General features: G+C 65.8%; 7 protein-coding genes and 1 pseudogene. 4 read left to right on the plus strand and 4 right to left on the minus strand.

Features of this window, described 5'->3' with window-relative positions; all coding sequences use genetic code 11:
- Nucleotides 1-21 precede the first annotated feature (21 nt).
- On the plus strand, nt 22-1,263 hold the full coding sequence (gene ccrA, locus ACQP2U_RS17895) for a crotonyl-CoA carboxylase/reductase (protein WP_433715691.1): 1,242 nt from the start codon (nt 22-24) through the stop codon (nt 1,261-1,263).
- A gap of 91 nt (nt 1,264-1,354) precedes the next feature.
- Nucleotides 1,355-14,077 (plus strand): annotated as a pseudogene (locus ACQP2U_RS17900) (SDR family NAD(P)-dependent oxidoreductase); the annotation flags it as partial.
- 219 nt (nt 14,078-14,296) lie between these two features.
- On the opposite strand, the gene ACQP2U_RS17905 reads toward ACQP2U_RS17900, so the two are convergent.
- A complete protein-coding gene (locus tag ACQP2U_RS17905) occupies nt 14,297-15,616 on the minus strand; it encodes an NAD(P)/FAD-dependent oxidoreductase (RefSeq protein ID WP_433715692.1) in 1,320 nt (439 codons plus the stop codon).
- Between the two features lie 101 nt (nt 15,617-15,717).
- Here ACQP2U_RS17905 and ACQP2U_RS17910 point away from each other — a divergent pair, with 101 nt between their 5' ends.
- Complete coding sequence (locus ACQP2U_RS17910; RefSeq protein ID WP_433715693.1) at nt 15,718-15,993, plus strand: MoaD/ThiS family protein; 276 nt, start codon at nt 15,718-15,720, stop codon at nt 15,991-15,993.
- A gap of 2 nt (nt 15,994-15,995) precedes the next feature.
- Here ACQP2U_RS17910 and ACQP2U_RS17915 read toward each other — a convergent pair whose 3' ends face one another.
- The 3 genes from ACQP2U_RS17915 to ACQP2U_RS17925 form a co-directional block, all read right to left on the minus strand.
- Complete coding sequence (locus ACQP2U_RS17915; RefSeq protein WP_397038322.1) at nt 15,996-16,460, minus strand: hypothetical protein; 465 nt, start codon at nt 16,458-16,460, stop codon at nt 15,996-15,998.
- Nucleotides 16,461-16,590: 130 nt separating this feature from the next.
- Nucleotides 16,591-17,676, minus strand: a complete 1,086-nt coding sequence (locus ACQP2U_RS17920; RefSeq protein ID WP_433715694.1) for a hypothetical protein — start codon at nt 17,674-17,676, stop codon at nt 16,591-16,593.
- A 153-nt stretch (nt 17,677-17,829) separates the two neighbouring features.
- Nucleotides 17,830-18,516 (minus strand): M23 family metallopeptidase, encoded by a 687-nt coding sequence (locus ACQP2U_RS17925; RefSeq protein WP_433715695.1) that lies wholly within the window; start codon nt 18,514-18,516, stop codon nt 17,830-17,832.
- A 182-nt stretch (nt 18,517-18,698) separates the two neighbouring features.
- Between ACQP2U_RS17925 and ACQP2U_RS17930 the strand changes: the two genes are divergently transcribed.
- Nucleotides 18,699-19,022 (plus strand): ArsR/SmtB family transcription factor, encoded by a 324-nt coding sequence (locus tag ACQP2U_RS17930; protein WP_397038328.1) that lies wholly within the window; start codon nt 18,699-18,701, stop codon nt 19,020-19,022.

A 19,022-nucleotide genomic window follows, 5' to 3' on the forward strand; every position in this document is an offset into this window, starting at 1 on the left:
CGCCAACCGAATGGAGTGTGAATGAAGGATCTGTACGAGATCGGTGAAGTACCTCCGGCTGGGGAAGTGCCGAAGTACATGTACGCGTCGGTGATTCGGCGGGAACGGTACGGCGAGCCCGAGCAGGCCTTCGCTACCGAGGTCGTCGAGACACCCGCTGTCGGCCCCCGCCAAGTCCTGATCTGGGTAATGGCCGCGGGCATCAACTACAACAATGTTTGGGCCTCGCTCGGTTATCCGGTCGACGTCATCTCGATGCGGCAGAAGCTCGGACACACTGAGGACTACCACGTCGGCGGATCCGAGGGCTCGGGCATCGTCTGGGCGGTCGGTGCGGGCGTCACGAACGTCACGGTGGGTGACCACGTCGTGCTCGCCGGCGCGCAGTGGGACGAACTCGCCGAGGATGTGCGCACCGGCACCGACCATCCGGTGTCGAAGAGCATGCGCGCCTGGGGATATGAGACCAACCACGGGGCGTTCGCCCAGTTCTGCCTCGTCTCGGATTTCCAGTGTCACCCCAAACCGAAACGGCTCACCTGGGCCGAAGCCGCGTGTTTCATGGTCACCGGGCCGACGGCCTACCGGCAGCTGTTCGGATGGCCGGGCAATGCCGTGCGCCCCGGCGACGTCGTCTTGATCTGGGGTGGCGCCGGCGGACTCGGCTCGATGGCGATCCAGATGTCTCGGATCGTCGGCGCCATCCCGATCGCCGTCGCATCGTCGGACGAACGCGCGAAATTCTGCCTCGAGCTCGGTGCGGCAGGCGTCATCGACCGGACGGAATACGACCACTGGGGCCGACTCCCGGATACCACCGATGCCGCCGCGATGGACCACTTCCTGCGCGGCGCAAGGAAATTCGGCAAAGCGATCTGGGACATTCTCGGGACAAGGCAGCTGCCGAGCGTCGTGCTCGAACACAGCGGACAGGACACGCTGCCCACCTCGATGTACGTGTGCGACAACGGCGGCATGGTTGTCATCTGCGGCGGTTCGACCGGATACAACGGAGACGTGGACCTGCGTCACCTGTGGATGCGGTCGAAACGGCTCCAGGGTTCGCATGCGGCGAACTTTCGTGAGTACCGCGAGGTCATCAACTTGATCGACGCCGGGCTGCTGCAGCCGTGCCTGTCGGCGTGCGGCGACATCGAGGATGTCGGGCGCTTCCACCAGTTGCTGCACGAGAACGCGCATCCGAGCGGGAATATGGCCGTCCGTATCAACGCCACCGAATCCGGCGTGAACGAAGTTGTCTGAGGCAGTGGTCCGGCACGCGCTCGACCTCGGTTAGAGATTGGAACGGAGGTCGAACTCGATGGTCGAGTCCCGCACCGGCATTGCCATCGTCGGTATTGCCTGTCGGTTTCCCGGCGCATACGGCCCGGACGAGCTGTGGTCGGTATTGCGCGACGGCCGCGAGACGATCGCCGAGGTCCCCGCGGACCGCCCCGCGGGCATTGCCCGCGGCGGCTTCGTCGACGGTGCGGACCAGTTCGATCACGCGTTCTTCGGCATCTCACCGAAGGAAGCGGACGCGATCGACCCGCAGCAGCGCCTGGCCCTCGAATTGGGTTGGGAGGCACTGGAAGACGCCCGGATCGCACCGGACACCGCGCCCGCCGGCACCGCCGTCTTCATCGGCGTGATGGGCGGCGACTACGCCGACCTCGTCGCTCGGCGCGGACCCGAGGCCGTCACCCGGCATACGTTCGCGGGGCTGGGCCGTTCGATCATCGCGAACCGGATCTCCCGGGCCCTCGGCTTCAGCGCGCCCAGTCTCGCCGTCGACACCGGGCAGTCTTCATCACTCACCGCCGTGCATCTGGCCTGTGAAAGCCTGGGCAATGGTGAATCGCAGCTCGCACTCGCCGGCGGCGTCAATCTCATACTCTCGCCGTTCGGCAACGCGATGGCGGCCGAATTCGGCGCGCTGTCGCCCGATGGCCGCTGCTACGCCTTCGACGCCCGCGCCAACGGTCACGTGCGTGGCGAGGGCGGCGCGATCGTCGTCCTCGAGCGTCTGTCCGACGCACTCGCCAACGGCCGGCGGATCTACGCGGTCGTCGAGGGCAGTGCGATCAACACCGGCACCGGAGAACACGGGCTGACCGCACCGAGCAGCGACGCCCAAGCCGATGTCATCCGGCGGGCACTCACACGGTCCGCACTCGATCCCGCCGACATCGACTACGTCGAACTGCACGGGACCGGCACACCGGTCGGCGATCCGATCGAGGCCGCCGCCCTCGGCGCCGGTTACGGCAAACACCGCGCCGATGCCTTGCGGGTGGGGTCGATCAAAACCAATATCGGCCATCTCGAGGGTGCCGCGGGCATCGCGGGCCTGGTGAAAGCCGCACTGTGTCTCGATCGTGGCACGCTCGCACCGAGTCTCAACTTCGCTACGCCGAACCCACGGATCCCGTTGGCGGAGCTCGGTATCCGCGTGGTCGATGCGGCCGAACCGTGGCCGCGCGGCCCGCGCATGCGCCGCGCGGGTGTGTCGTCGTTCGGCATGGGTGGTTCGAATGTCCACCTGATCCTGGCGGAGGCACCCCCATCGGCCGCCCAGTCGAGCGGCGAAATCTCAGGCGGCACAATGCCGTTCGTGCTGTCTGCGGTCGGAGCCGCAGGTTTGGCCGGACAAGCGCGCCGGCTACGGGCCTGGCTGGAAGCGAATCCCGCGGTAGATCTCGCCGATATCGGATACTCCCTGGTGACCACACGGACCGCGCTACCCGAGCGGGCCGCCGTACTCGCGGCCGATCGCGCCGCGCTCCTGAGTGGACTGGATGCGGTGGCCGCCGGTATGCCCGGCCCGGTCTACGGGCGGGCTGTGCCGGGACCGACGGTCTTCATATTCCCGGGGCAGGGTGCCCAATGGGTCGGGATGGGGCTCGAATTATGGGACACGGTCGGCGGATTCGGTGCCGCGATGGACGAATGCGCCGCAGCGCTGGCGGCCGTGGAAGGTGTGGACTGGTCGTTGCGCGCGGCACTCGGCGACGAGGCGCTGCTGGCTCGTGTCGACGTGGTGCAGCCCGCGTTGTGGGCGGTCATGGTGTCGCTGGCGGCCACTTGGCATGAGTTCGGCGTCACGCCGGACATCGTGGTCGGGCATTCGCAGGGTGAGATCGCCGCGGCAACGGTTGCCGGTGGGCTGACCGTCGCCGATGCCGCGCGCGTCATCGTGCTCCGGTCCCGAGCCATCGCGCAGCAATTGGCGGGCCGCGGTGCGATGGCCGCGATCGCATTGGGCGAGAACGAGATCCGGCGACTACTGCCGGATGACGTCGTTGTCGCGGCGGTAAATGCGCCCGGGTCGGTCGTGGTATCGGGTGACGCGGAACGGGTCCGGACTCTCATCGACGAATGCGAGCGCGATGGTATCTGGGCACGCCGGATACCGGTGGACTATGCGTCACATTCACCCCAGGTGGCGGCACTGCGCGAGCGGATCCACACGGACCTCGCGGGCATCACGCCGCAGTCTGGTCGTGTGGCGATGGTTTCGACGATCACCGGCGCGGTGATCGACACCACGATGCTGGACGGCGACTACTGGTATCGGGGCCTGCGCGAGCCGGTTCGCTTCGCCGAAGCGATTGCCGCCGTGCTCAATTCGGGTGCTGGAACGCTTATCGAGGTATCCCCGAATCCGGGACTCGTCATGGCGATGCGGCAGCTCGCCGCGGACACGCCCGTGGCGATCATCGACACGCTGCGGCGCGGAGACGGCGGCACCGGCCGGCTGACCGCCGCCCTCGCCGCCGCGCATACCAACGGGCTGCCGGTGGACTGGCAGACGTGGTGGCGTCCATATCGTGCGCACCGCACCGACCTCCCGACCTACGCATTCCAGCGCCGCCGCCACTGGCTCGACACTCCGACCGGTGATACGGCCTTCACCGACTTCGCGACTCCCGTGCCGGACACACCGATCCGGGAGCGCACCGAGCGCGATCCCGACATCGGTGCCATCGTCGCCGAACAGACCGCCGCCGTCCTCGGCTACCCCTCGGGCGGCGATCTCGATCCCCGCCGCTCATTCAAGGATCTCGGGCTCGACTCGGCGGGCGCGATCGAACTCCACAGCAGACTTGTCCGGGTAACTCAGATGGCACTCCCAGCCACTTTGATCTATGACCACCCAACGCCAACCGCGGTCACCGCATTCGTGCAGGATCGCATCACCGGCGTCGCGCCGCGCACGACCGACGCACCTGTCACCACCCGCTCCGACGAGCCCGTCGCGATCGTCGGTGTCGGCTGTCGATTCCCGGGCGGAGTGTCCTCGCGGGAGGCGCTGTGGAACATGGTCGCCGGTGGCGTCGACGCGGTGTCGGGATGGCCGACCGATCGCGGGTGGGAGCTCGATCGGTTATTGGACCCCGATACGGACAAGCCCGGAACGGTGTACTCGTCCGGTGGCGGATTCCTGGATGATGTCGCTGGATTCGATGCGGGTTTCTTCGGGATCGGTCCGGGTGAGGCGGCGGCGATGGATCCGCAGCAGCGGGTGCTGCTCGAAGTTGCCTGGGATGCGATGCAGGACGCCGGACTCGACCCGAATGCCTTGCGTGGCACCGAGGTCGGTGTGTTCGTCGGCGCAAGCGATTCGGACTACCAGGGGAACTCGGCCGCCGCGGAAGGGCTCCGACTCACCGGCCGCCATCAGAGTGTGATCTCCGGTCGAGCGGCCTATGTCTTCGGGTTCGAAGGTCCCGCGGTCACGGTGGATACGGCGTGTTCGTCGTCACTGGTGGCATTGCATCTGGCGTGCGCTGCCGTTCGTGCGGGGGAATGCTCGGTCGCCTTGGCGGGCGGAGTGTCGGTTCTCGCATCGCCGTTCCTGTTCGTCGAGTTCGCGCGGCAGCGCGGTCTGGCACCGGACGGCCGGTGCAAATCGTTCAGTGCGGCCGCCGACGGTGTCGGTTGGTCGGAAGGTGCGAGCCTTCTTGTGTTGGAGCGTCTTTCGGATGCTCGTTCGCGGGGTCATCGGATTCTTGGTGTGGTTCGTGGGAGTGCGGTGAATCAGGATGGTGCGTCGAATGGTTTGACGGCGCCGAATGGTCCGTCGCAGGAGCGGGTGATTCGGGCGGCATTGGCTAGTGCGGGTTTGTCTGTGGCTGATGTGGATGTGGTGGAGGGGCATGGGACTGGTACGCGGTTGGGTGATCCGATTGAGGCGCAGGCGTTGTTGGCGACGTATGGGCAGGGCCGAGACGAGCCGGTGTGGTTGGGGTCGGTCAAGTCGAATTTGGGTCATACGCAGGCGGCTGCGGGTGTGGCTGGGGTGATCAAGGTGGTGGAGGCGATGCGGCGTGGGGTGATGCCGCGCAGTCTTCATGTGGATGCGCCGTCGCCGCATGTGGATTGGGATTCCGGTGGTGTGCGGTTGTTGACGGAGGCTCGGTTGTGGGAGTCGGTGGGTCGGCCGCGGCGTGCTGGGGTGTCGTCGTTTGGGATCAGTGGGACGAATGCGCATCTGATCGTGGAGGAAGCACCGGCGTCGCATACGCCTGAAGTGGCGGTGTATCCGTTGCCGGTGGTGCCGTGGGTGGTGTCCGGTAAATCCGAGGCGGCGGTCCGGACGATGTTGGAGCGGGTACGCGCAGTGGAAGCGTCGACTGTCGACGTTGGGTTCGAGCTGGCGACTGCGCGGGCGCATCTGGATTGGCGCGCAGCGATATTGGTTTCGGACTCCGATGTCGATAGCGATCACGTGGTCGCGCGACAGGTGGTCCCGGGTAAGACGGTGTTCGTTTTCCCCGGCCAGGGTGCGCAGTACGCGGGGATGGGTCGCGAGCTGTTCGACACATTCCTGGTGTTCGCGGAGGCTGTGCGTGAGATTTGCGATCCGGCATGGCTTTTCGCGTCCGGCACTGATTTGGATCGGACGGATAATACGCAGTTGGGTGTGTTCGCGGTCGAGGTCGCACTGGTTCGTCTGCTCGAGTCGTGGGGTGTGAGGCCGGATTTGGTGGTCGGGCATTCGGTTGGTGAGATCACCGCTGCCCACGTGGCTGGGGTGTTGTCGCTCGAGGATGCGGTGCGTTTGGTGTCTGCTCGTGGGCGTTTGATGGCGGCGCTCCCGGCTGGTGGGGCGATGCTGGCCGTCCAGATCGGTGAGGTCGGCGCGATCGGCGAAGTCGACGCGATCGGTGTGGCCGGTGAGGTCGGTAAGGCCGGTCAGGTCGGTGAGGTCCGGAGGGCAGGTAACGCCGGTGAGGTCGGTGAGGTTGGGAGGGCCGGTGACGCCGGTGAGATAGAGAAGGCCGGTGAGGTTGGGAGGGTCGGTGAGATACGAGGGATCGGTGAGGTTGGCGTGGTCGGTGACTTGCCGGATGGTGTTTCGGTTGCGGCGATCAACGCACCAGGGGCGGTGGTGGTCTCAGGTCCGGAGGCGGGCATCACCGAACTCGAGGCACGCTGGGCGGACCGGCGCACCCGCCGTCTGACGGTCAGTCACGCCTTCCACTCGGTGTTGATGGAACCCATGCTCGATGAATTCGCCGCGGTATGTGCGGAACTCGTATGGCAGCCGCCCCGGATTCCGATCGCGTCGAATGTGACTGGTCGGCTCGAGTCGGACCTTATGGCGGATCCGGGCTATTGGGTGCGCCAGGTGCGTGAACCGGTCCGGTTTTCCGATGGCATCGCCGTGCTCCGGCAGGCGGGTGGTACTCGGTTCCTCGAGGTGGGGCCGGATGCGGTGTTGGCGGGGTTGATCGATGCGGAGGCAGTGGTCGCGGTTCAGCGTCGTGGGCGTGGTCAGGTCGAGACTCTTGTGCGTGCTGTTGCCCAACTGCATTGTGCAGGTGTCGATGTCGATTGGTCACGGTTCTTCGCCGGTCAGGGTGCGAAACGGGTCGATCTGCCCGGCTATCCGTTCGAGCATCAACGCTACTGGTTGGCCCCACAACACGCCGACAGCGCGTTCGACCACCCGATCCTCACGGCCGCCGTTTCGCTTGCACGAGCAGACGAATGGCTGTTCACCGGCCGTTTCGCACTGTCGACGCACCGATGGGTCGGCGACCACATCTCCTTGGGCACCCCGGTGCTGCCCGGGACCGCGACGGTCGAACTCCTCACCCGTGCCGCCAGCGAGATCGGCTGCGGCGTAATCGAAGAGCTGACTCACGAGGCGCCCATTCTGCCGCCCGACACCGGCGCTATCGAACTGCAACTGTTGGCCGACGCACCCGACGAGACCGGTCGACGCTCGTTCACCGTCGCGTTCAGGCTCACCGACCACGACGAATGGATACGCTCGGCCAGCGGAACCTACTCCGGAGCCACCCCGGCCCCGGACAATGATCACCTACTCCAGCGCCTTATCAGCGAACCCCACTGGCCCCCCGCCGACTCCGAGACCGTCGCGCCGGAATGGATCGTCCAACGGATCAGCGACGCCTCGGGCCTCGATTACGGACCGGCGTTCCTCGGTATCGAGAAGGCCTGGCGCCGTGATGGCGAGATCTTCTCTGAAGTGGCGCTCGCCGACGAATTCCACGGTGATGCCAGCGGTTACGGTATCCACCCAGCCCTTTTCGACCTCGCGTTGCACGCGGGATTCGCACAGTACGCACTCGCCGAGGATCTGCCGCCGGGCAAGGGCCGACTGCTATTCAGCTGGTCAGGCGTCCGCTATTACGCCACCGGGGCGACCCGGCTGCGAGTTCGCTCGACGCCGACGGGCTCGGAAAGCTTCTCGATCGCCGCGGTCGATGATTCGGGTCGGCCGGTGCTGTCGATCGACGAAATCGTCTTCCGCACCTTCGATGTCGATTCCCGCGCACGTACTCCATTGTTCGAGTTGGGTTGGGTCGGTGTGGAGTTGCCGACTCGGTCGAGCTCGGCTGTGGTGCGGCGGTTGGATGGTAGTGCGGGTGTTGGTGCGGTGTTGGACGAGGTCCGGGAGTTTGTCGCGGGGGAGTCGGAGTCGCCTTTGCTGGTGTGGACCCGAAACCGTATCGGGGGTGTGTGGGGTTTGGTGCGGTCGGTGCAGGCGGAGTTTCCGGGTCGGATTGTTTTGGTGGATACCGACGATCCGGAGGGTACGGATTGGGATGCGATTGTTGCGTCCGGGTATTCACAGGTGCAGTGGCGTAATGGTGGTGCGTCCGTGCCGCGGCTGGCACGGGTGCCGGTTCCCTCGCGTGAGATGCCGGGTTGGGGTGGGGGCACGGTGTTGGTTACCGGTGGTACCGGTGGTGTGGGTGCGGTGTTGGCGCGGCATCTGGTGCGCTCACATGGGGTGCGGCATTTGGTGTTGCTGAGTCGTAGTGGTGGTAGCGATGTCGATGTCGACGGTGTTGGTGTTGGTCGTGTGGTGGCCTGTGATGTGACTGATCGGGATGCGGTGGCGGCGGTTTTGGCTGGTATAGAGCCGCCGGTGACGGCGGTGATCCATGCTGCTGGTGTGCTCGATGACGCGACTGTCGCATCGTTGACGGTTGAGCGGTTCGAGCGGGTGTGGGCACCGAAGGTTGATGGTGCGAGGGTTCTCGACGAGCTGACCCGTGGGTTGAATTTGTCGGTGTTCGTGTTGTTTTCCTCGGTCGCGGGGACTCTCGGCACGCCGGGGCAGGCCAATTATGCGGCGGCGAATGCGGAGTTGGATGCGTTGGCGTGGGAGCGGCATGCGGCGGGATTGCCCGCGTTGTCGTTGGCGTGGGGACCATGGGGCGATGCGGGTATGGCTGCTCGTCTGTCTCCGGCGGATCTGGCGCGTTGGCAGCGTTTCGGTATTACCCCATTGGACACCGACGCTGCCCTCGCACTATTCGACACCGCACTGGCGACGGACAGACCAGCGCTGATCGCCGCGCAAATCGACCCGCACCGTGCACAGCACGAGGTGTTCAGCGGCTTGGTCCCGCGCACTGAGCGTGGCTCCGGCACGCGTGCGCGGCTGACCGGGCTCGACGAGGCCGAACGCGAAGCCGCGATCGTCGATCTGGTCTGTGGGCACGTCGGTGTGGTCACCAACAAGAGCGCCAGAATCGACCCATCGAGCAGCTTCGCCGAACTCGGGCTCGACTCCCTCGGCGCGGTCGAACTGCGCAACCGGCTCGCCGAGGAGACCGGCGTGCGGCTGCCCTCGACCGTCGTCTTCGACTACCCGACGCCGACGGCGCTGGCCCGGTACGTACTCGGGAATGTGCGAAAGGGCACGGCCCGCACCGCACCCGTCGAACGACCGAAAGAGATCCGCGCCGATGAGCCGCTCGCGATTGTCGGCATGGGATGCCGCTTCCCGGGCGCTGTAGGGTCGCGGGACGACTTGTGGGACATCGTATTCCGGGGCGTCGACGCGGTGTCCGGATTCCCGACCGACCGAGGCTGGGACCTCGAACGACTCTACGACCCGGACCCGGACGTGCCGGGCACCGTCTACATTCGTGAGAGCGCGTTCCTCGACGATGCCCCCGGATTCGATGCGGGTTTCTTCGGGATCGGTCCGGGTGAGGCGGCGGCGATGGATCCGCAGCAGCGGGTGCTGCTCGAAGTCGCCTGGGATGCGATGCAGGACGCCGGACTCGACCCGAAAGCTCTGCGCGGCACGGACGTCGGAGTTTTCGCCGGATCAAGCATCTCTGACTACCACGCACGCATATCCGGCGACTTCGAGGGCTTCCGGCTCACCGGTACCACCCAGAGCGTCCTGTCCGGCCGGCTCGCCTACATCTTCGGCTTCGAAGGTCCCGCGGTGACGGTGGATACGGCGTGCTCGTCGTCGCTCGTGGCCCTACACCTCGCCTGCCAAGCTCTGCGCGTCGGCGACTGCTCCATGGCACTGGCCGGTGGCGTGTCGGTATGGGGGTCGCCGTATCTATTCGTGGATTTCGCGCGGCAGCGGGGATTGTCACCGGATGGTCGAAGCAAGTCGTTCAGCGCGACGGCCGACGGTGTGGGGTTTGCCGAGGGGGCGGGTTTGGTTGTGTTGGAGCGTCTTTCGGATGCTCGTTCGCGGGGTCATCGGATTCTCGGTGTGGTTCGTGGGAGTGCGGTGAATCAGGATGGTGCGTCGAATGGTTTGACGGCGCCGAATGGTCCGTCGCAGGAGCGGGTGATTCGGGCGGCATTGGCGAACGCCGGTTTGACCGCGGCCGATGTCGATGTGGTGGAGGGGCATGGCACCGGTACGCGGTTGGGTGATCCGATCGAGGCGCAGGCGTTGTTGGCGACGTATGGGCAGGGTCGGAGTGAGCCGGTGTGGTTGGGTTCGATCAAGTCCAATATCGGCCATACGGTCGGCGCTGCGGGTGTAGCCGGTGTGATCAAGATGGTGGAATCGATGCGGCGTGGGGTGATGCCTGCGACGTTGCATGTGGATGCGCCGAGCCCGCATGTCGATTGGACTTCAGGCCGAGTCGAACTACTGATGGAATCGCGCCCGTGGAGGCGGAGCGGGCGGCGGCGGGCTGGGGTGTCGTCGTTCGGGATCAGTGGGACGAATGCGCATCTGATCGTGGAGGAGGCGCCGGATTCACCTGATGTCGGGGGGAATCCGTTGCCGGTGGTGCCGTGGTTGGTATCGGGTAAGTCCGAGGCGGCGGGGCGCACGTTGTTGGATCGGGTGCGCGCGGTGGGGGCGTCGGCTGTCGATGTGGGGTTCGAGCTGGCGACCGCGCGGGCGCACTTGAATTGGCGCGCAGCGGTCTTGGTTTCCAACTCTGACTCCGACGGTGTCGATGACGTTGTCGCACGGTGGGTGGTGGATGGGAAGACAGTGTTCGTGTTCTCGGGGCAGGGTGCGCAGTACACGGGAATGGGTCGCGAACTGTTCGAGGCATTCCCCGTGTTCGCGGAGGCTGTGCGTGAGATTTGCGATCCGGCATGGCTTTTCGCGTCCGGCACTGATTTGGATCGGACGGATAATACGCAGTTGGGTGTGTTCGCGGTCGAGGTCGCACTGGTTCGTCTGCTCGAGTCGTGGGGTGTGAGGCCGGATTTGGTGGTCGGGCATTCGGTTGGTGAGATCACCGCTGCCCACGTGGCTGGGGTGTTGTCGCTCGAGGATGCGGTGCGTTTGGTGTCTGCTCGTGGGCGTTTGATGGCGGCGCTCCCGGCTGGTGGGGCGATGCTGGCCGTCCAGATCGGCGAGGCCGAGGCGATCGGTGGGGCCGGTGAGCTCGGTAATGCCGGTGAGGTCGGTGAGGTAGGGAAGGTCGATGAGAGCGCTGTGGTCGGTGAGAGCGCTCTGGTCGGCAAAGTCGGCGGTGTGGTCGGTGTGCTCGGTGATTTGCCGGATGGTGTTTCGGTCGCGGCGGTCAATGCTGCTGGGTCGGTGGTGGTGTCGGGTCCGGAGGCGGGTATTGCTGAACTCGAGGCGCGCTGGGCGGACCGGCGCAGCCGCCGTCTGAGGGTCAGTCACGCCTTCCACTCGGTGTTGATGGACCCCATGCTCGATGAATTCGCCACGGTGTGCGGGGAACTCGCGTGGCAGCGGCCTCGGATTCCGATTGCGTCGAATGTGACTGGTCGGCTGGAGTCGGAGTTGTTGGTGGATCCGGGGTATTGGGTGCGCCAGGTGCGTGAACCGGTCCGGTTTTCCGATGGCATCGCCGTGCTCCGGCAGGCGGGTGGTACTCGGTTCCTCGAGGTGGGGCCGGATGCGGTGTTGGCGGGGTTGATCGATGCGGAGGCAGTGGTCGCGGTTCAGCGTCGTGGGCGTGGTCAGGTCGAGACTCTTGTGCGTGCTGTTGCCCAACTGCATTGTGCAGGTGTCGATGTCGATTGGTCACGGTTCTTCGCCGGTCAGGGTGCGAAACGGGTCGATCTGCCCGGCTATCCGTTCGAGCATCAACGCTATTGGCTCGACCCACAACCCGCCACAGCCGCCAATCCGCTCAATCACCCGATCCTCACCAGCGCGCTGGTGGTGGCGGGAACGGACGAGCAGATATTCGGCGGACGGATGTCTGTACAAACCCATCCGTGGATTGCCGATCACGTATTGCTCGACACGGTAGTCGTGCCAGGAACAGCGTTCGTGGAAATGGTGCTGCGCGCTGGCGAACAGGTCGAGTGCGAATACCTGGACGAGCTCACGCTCGAGGTGCCGCTGACCTTCGAAGCTGGTGAGGCGGTGCAAATCCAGGTTACCGTCGGTGCCGCAGCGGAAGCCGGTGCACGCCCGATCGGGGTGTTCTCTCGGCCCGAGGCCGGCGATGCCGACTGGACGCGCCACGCCGCTGGTTCGATCACTCCCGCCCGCGATTCCGATCTGGCCGCGTTCGGCGCCCTCACCACCTGGCCGCCGCCTGGCGCGCAACCGATCGGCGTAGACGAGATCTATGTTCGATTAGCCCAAGTCGGGTTCGACTACGGCACCACTTTCCGATGTGTGCAAGCGGCATGGCTCCGGGATGGCGACCTGTACGTCGAGGTCGCCCTTGACCCCGGGACGCAGAGCGACGCCACCGCATACGGACTGCATCCGGGCCTCTTCGACGCCGTACTGCACGGCGGTGCGATGGTCTCGATCGACGGCACCGGCAGCGGCCGAATGTTGTTCAGCTGGAGCGGGGTCCGCCGCTATCGCAGCGCAGTGACCGCGCTGCGGGTACGGGCCGCCGCGGCCGGCGAGTCCGCATGGACCATCACTGCGGTCGACGAATTCGGTGCTCCGGTGCTGTCGATCGACAAACTCGTCTATCGCCCCGTCGACGCGTCACAGCTCACCGGCCGCCGTATCACCCGCAACGACGCGCTGTTCGAGTTGGGTTGGGTCGGTGTGGATCTGCCGCCCGGGGTGGTCTCGTCGCCGGTGCGGCGGCTGGATGGCGGTACAGGTGTTATTGCGGTGTTGGGTGAGGTGCGGGAGTTCGTTGCGGGAGACTCGGATGCGTCTCTGGTGGTGTGGACGCGGGACGGTGTCGGGGGTGTGTGGGGTTTGGTGCGGTCGGTGCAGGCGGAGTTTCCGGGTCGGATTGTTTTGGTGGATACCGACGATCCGGAGGGTACGGATTGGGATGCGATTGTTGCGTCCGGGTATTCACAGGTGCAGTGGCGTAATGGTGGTGCGTCCGTGCCGCGGCTGGCACGGGTGCCGGTTCCCTCGCGTGAGATGCCGGGTTGGGGTGGGGGCACGGTGTTGGTTACCGGTGGTACCGGTGGTGTGGGTGCGGTGTTGGCGCGGCATCTGGTGCGCTCACATGGGGTGCGGCATTTGGTGTTGCTGAGTCGTAGTGGTGGTAGCGATGTCGATGTCGACGGTGTTGGTGTTGGTCGTGTGGTGGCCTGTGATGTGACTGATCGGGATGCGGTGGCGGCGGTTTTGGCTGGTATAGAGCCGCCGGTGACGGCGGTGATCCATGCTGCTGGTGTGCTCGATGACGCGACTGTCGCATCGTTGACGGTTGAGCGGTTCGAGCGGGTGTGGGCACCGAAGGTTGATGGTGCGAGGGTTCTCGACGAGCTGACCCGTGGGTTGAATTTGTCGGTGTTCGTGTTGTTTTCCTCGGTCGCGGGGACTCTCGGCACGCCGGGGCAGGCCAATTATGCGGCGGCGAATGCGGAGTTGGATGCGTTGGCGTGGGAGCGGCATGCGGCGGGATTGCCCGCGTTGTCGTTGGCGTGGGGACCATGGGGCGATGCGGGTATGGCTGCTCGTCTGTCTCCGGCGGATCTGGCGCGTTGGCAGCGTTTCGGTATTACCCCATTGGACACCGACGCTGCCCTCGCACTATTCGACACCGCACTGACGGCGCAGCAACCAGCACTGGTGGCAGCACGTATCAATCCGGCCGCGCTGCGGGCCGGATCGAGCCACGAGATGCTCCGAAGCTTCACAGCCCGAGCGCCGCAACTCGGTTCGGGACTCACAGCGCGTGTGGCGGGCTTGGCCGACGATGCGCGTGCGGCGGCCGTGCTGGCGGTAGTCGGTGAACATGTTGCGATCGTCGCCGGTACGAACCGGGTGGATCCGGCAACAACATTCACCGGACTCGGACTGGACTCGCTCGCCGCCGTCGAACTGCGCAACCGGCTCGCGCAGGTCACCGGGTTGCGCCTGCCGTCCACACTCGTCTTCGACTACCCCACGCCGAAGGCAGTGGCGCAGTACATTTCGGCCAACCTGGTGCCCCGGTCGGCGCCGTCGCCGATGACCCAGATCAGCGGCGCGCTCCAGCAGATCGAAGCACTGCTCGAATCCCTGTCGGACGAGACGGAACGAGAGTCGGTCCGCCGCACGCTGACTCGCCTCGAAAGCGGAATGCGCGCGCCTCAGACCGACCAATCGCGGTCCGAACTGGACTCCGTCACCGACGACGAACTATTCGACCTGGTCGATGAAGAGTTCGGGACGCGATGACGCCATGGGCTCGGGGATGCGCCAGCCATCGAGTCGGCCGCCCCCGGCGCGGCGCACCGCCGCGAGCACCCGCCGCGACAGCAACGTCTTGGCGGACGCGGTTCGCTGGATGACGGGCCAGAACCGCTCGGCCACATAGGGATCCGCGGCCGCGGTCGCCAGCAGCTTCCGCACCGGTGGTGGTGGCGCCGCCTGGCGGCTATTGCGGTTGAACACCAGTTGCTGCGGCCACAACTGCCGCCGGTGCGTGCGCTGATACCGCCGCAATGCCGAATCCAGACGGTCCGGATCACCGGTTGCCAATGCGTCGGCGGTGGTCTCGGCCAACCACTCGGCGCTCTCTATCGCCCAGCCGCAGCCGACCCCGCGCAGCGGATCCGCGGCGAGCGCGGCGTCGCCGACGAGCGCCAAGCCGGGGCGAACGATCCGCAACCGCGTCACATTCGGCCGGTCTTTCGTTCCGATGATGTCGGAAACCCGTTCTGCCCGAGACAGATCCGGCGGATCGGGAAGTTCGGCGAAGCGGCGCCGAAAATAGTCCTCCTTGCCCTCCAACAGGTCGGGGACGCGCTGTTTGTCCACCAACATCGAGACGAGCGTAAGTCCGTCATCGGAGTTGATCAGGCCGAGCGCATCCGGGGGCATCAACCAGACCCGGAAGTTGCCCTCCGGGATCGGCACGTTCCGGAAGTACGCGAAATAGCTCGCCCGCCGGTTGGGTGACAAGCGCGCGGGAAGGGCCGCCGCCTCGGCGATCCGGGAATTCACACCGTCGGCACCGATTACCATACGTCCGCGCACCGTCCGCTCAGCACCATCGACGTGTGCCACCACGCCGTCGATCCGGCTGCCTGTCCGGTGTAGTGCTCGCACCTTGGCGCCGAGCACGAGATCCACACCAGCTGTCGCGGAAGCCATTTCACGGATGAGCGGATCGAGCACCGATCGACGAAGAATGTATCCGTGCCGACCGAGATCAGCGACGCTGTGCTCGTGCGCCCAGCCGACCGGCGTCCAGAACGATGTGTGCATCCGAACGCCGCCCGCGGCCTCGATGGGGCTATCGAGCCCCAGGCGCTGAACCGCAGGCAATGAGGTCGGCTGGATGAGGTGCGTGCACAATCGTTTATAGAAGGCGGGGTCACGATGCGCCTCGAGTACGGCGACGCGAAAGCCCCTGCGTCCGAAGTTGATTGCGGCCGCGCATCCGGCGAGGCTGCCGCCGACGATCACAACGTCGTACTCGTCGATCACGAGCGGCTCCTCTCCGGTCGACGCCACTTTCTCGACTCTATGCCGACCGTGCAGTCCATGCCGAATTATTGCGGGCCCGCGTACTATCCGAGGCGAATCTGCGAACGGTGCGGGAAGGATGCGTTCCGATGACGGTCACGGTCAGTATTCCAGCGGTGCTGCGACGGCACACCGGCGGCGAGAAGCGAGTCGAGGCGTCGGGGGAGACAGTTGGAGCGATCATCGCCGATCTGGAATCCAAGTACGACAGCCTGCAGGGCCGCATCGTCACCGACGGCAAGTTGCACCGGTTCGTGAACGTCTACGTCGACGACAACGACGTGCGGACCGAGCAGGGGCTGGCGACGGCGGTGCGGGACGGCTCGTCGGTGACCATTCTGTCCGCGATGGCGGGCGGCGCCTGACCCTACGCGGTCGCCGCGATCACGTCGATGGCGAGTATCAGGCCGAGTGTCACCGTCATCACCAGCGACGTGATCAGAAACGTCCGCCGCACACCAGGCATCTCCGCGGGGAGCGCGAAGATCCGCTTCGGCCAAACCCACCACGACTGATACGCAAACGCACCGCACGCGATAACGAACAGCACCAGCTTGATACACATCAAGACGATCCACTCGGTGCTCGGTCGGGGGGTGTCGGTGGCGCGGCTGATGGCGAGGCCGGTTCCGGAGATCGCGATCAGTACAGCCAGCCGCAGAATCCTGCGCCGCGAGCCGCTGGCCATCAGCTGGCCGATGTCCTCGAACTCATCCGGATCGGCGGCGCGCAGTTGGAACTGCTGCACCACGACGATCGAATAGACCATGGCGCCGAACCATGCTGCCAGTACGACAGTCTGGATGACGGCGAAGGTATTCGTCAGGGCCATTGAACAACCTTTCTCGGCTCTTCCGAACGAGTGTTCCGGGTCTGGTCACGCTCAGCGCGCTCGACCACCGTACTGGAGATGTCGCCGCCTGAGGGCCATAGGAGCAGGAACTCAGCGAGCGCTGTGGCTACTATCCGCGGGTGTGCCTCCCCGCGGCGAACATTCGCACGGCACTCGGAGCGTTGCGGCTGTGATTCGCCACGGCGCGGGCCCGCCAGTAAACGCCGAGAGTCAGCAGAGCAACTATCCAGATCAATACACCGGCGGCGAACAGCGTCCGACCGTCCGGATGCACGAGCGATTGGGCTCGCATCGCCTGCCAGAACACGATCGCGAGTAGGCCGGTATAACCCGATGCGAGGACACTGATCAGCGCGGCGCGCGTGCGTTCGGCCCGCAGCCACGGGTAGCGCGGCGCCAACCAGGCCAGAACGGCAACCGCGAGTAGCAAGACCTGAATGGCGTGCAGCCCGAGGAAATGCGGGATCCGCAGATCGCCGCCGATGGTGCTCCAATGCGTGATCGGCATGCCTGCGACACCGTCACGTGCGTCCAATGACGGGTTCTCCAGCACGGTATGGCCGGCCACCAACTCGACCACATTGCCGTTGGTATCGCGCACCAACTGTTTTCCGGTGAACCCCATCAGGTACCCGAGCGCCATCCCCACGACAGCGAGGCCGAGGCCGGCGTGAACGGCCCGCGCGGTCGGCTGGTCCACCAAACGCTGCCACGAAAGGATCAGCACGATAACGAGATTGGCGAAGAACAAGCCGGGAACACCGGACGCGAAGACCATCTGACCGATCGAGTTCACCGCATCGGTCTCGCTGTTGAAATGGCTGTAGGTGCCGCGCGCGGCCTGCACCACGATGAACCCGACGTCCACGAATCCGGTGACCGCGAAGACTGCCCCCATCCACCAGGTAACCCGACTGCCCTTGTGCGGCAACGACAGCAACCATGCCAGCGTGATCCCGTAGAGCACGAATGCGAGCCCGAACTCGAGCGGTTTGAGCCATACGGATTCATCGAGCAGCATCCGGTCGTCGAATGCCATGCCACCGGCCGAGAACAGGACCAGCGCAGCCATCGCGGCCACCATCCACAGCAGCGGGCGATGCAGGCGAGGGCCGCGCGGCAGGTCCGCGCCGACGGCGGGGCGATGGTCGCGCGCGGAATCGCCAGGAGCGGAAACATTATCGATCGTCGACATGAGCCGACGGTAGGAATCGACGACGCACGACCACGTCCCGCTGCAGCGCCATTCGCGGGTGATACCGCGGTACTAGAAATCGACCACCGGATGCATTCGCTATCCCCTCATCGAATCGCGAATGCGCCGGTGGCTGAATCGGATAGGGAGCGCTTACTCTGCGGCCAGGCCGACGGCGATGCCGCGCGCGCCGAGCCAGGGCATCGGATCGATCGGGGTGCCGTCGCCCGAGTGGACTTCGTAGTGCAGGTGCGGGCCGGTGGAGAAGCCGCGGTTGCCGACGGTGGCGATGACATCGCCAGCGCGCACCTGCTGACCGACGGTGGCCAGAATATCGTTCACGTGGCCGTAGACGCCGATGGTGCCGTCATCCTGCTGCACCCGAACCCACATGCCGAAGCCGGAGGCCGGACCCGCCTCGATGACGGTGCCGTCGGTGACCGCGGCGATCGGGGTCCCGATCTGATCGGCGAAATCGAGACCCGCGTGCAGCGCACCCCAGCGCATGCCGAAGCTGGAGGTCAGTACGCCCGCGATGGGACGAACGGTGCGCGGACGGGCCGCCTCGGCGGCGATGCGGTGCTGCTCCCAGCTCACGGCCTCGGGTACGGTCTGCGGCATCTGGGCCTCGCGCGGGGTGAATGCGGTGAAGGCGACGGCATCACTGGTTCGGTCGGCCGACAACTCGGTCTTTCCGGCCAGTGCGTCGGGCTCAACGGCGGCCGAAACGCCGAGCGAGGCGCTGACGGCCGCTGCCGCGGCAACCACCCGGGTCGCGGCGCGGTTGCGGCGTGAACGGGTCGAGCCGAGACGATAAGGTAACGGTACGGTCACGGGCATGGATCGAACGTACGGGACCGGCATTTGGGTTTCGTAATCCTGTGGCAACCGCCACAGGCTCGGGAAAGCCCAGTTGGCTGGTTACGGCTAGGTAACGATATGGCGTTGCTGTGTTATCTACCTGGAGAAACCCGTATTGCGCGAAATTGACCAACCAGAGGCCAATCGCTCACACTGTTTCAGTGCCGACTAATGGAGTTCTGGCCATCGAGGCGCTCGCTGACCCGACCCGTCGGGCCATTTTCGAAGCACTGCCGACCGCGCCGATGTCGGTCGGTGATCTCGCGAAACTCGTCGGCGTAACCAGCTCGGCAGCATCCCAGCATCTGCGTGTACTGCGCGCGGCCCGACTGGTGATGATGCGCCCGGACGGTAATCGGCGGCTGTACTTCCTCGACCCCCGCGGACTGGGCGACGCACGTGACTATCTGGAGCAGTTCTGGCCCAGCGCGCTAGCGGCCTATGCCGCAGCCTTGAGCAACGCCCGCGCCGAGGGTAACGCCTGA

Source organism: Nocardia sp. CA-084685 (assembly GCF_050955785.1).
Taxonomy (GTDB): Bacteria; Actinomycetota; Actinomycetes; order Mycobacteriales; family Mycobacteriaceae; genus Nocardia.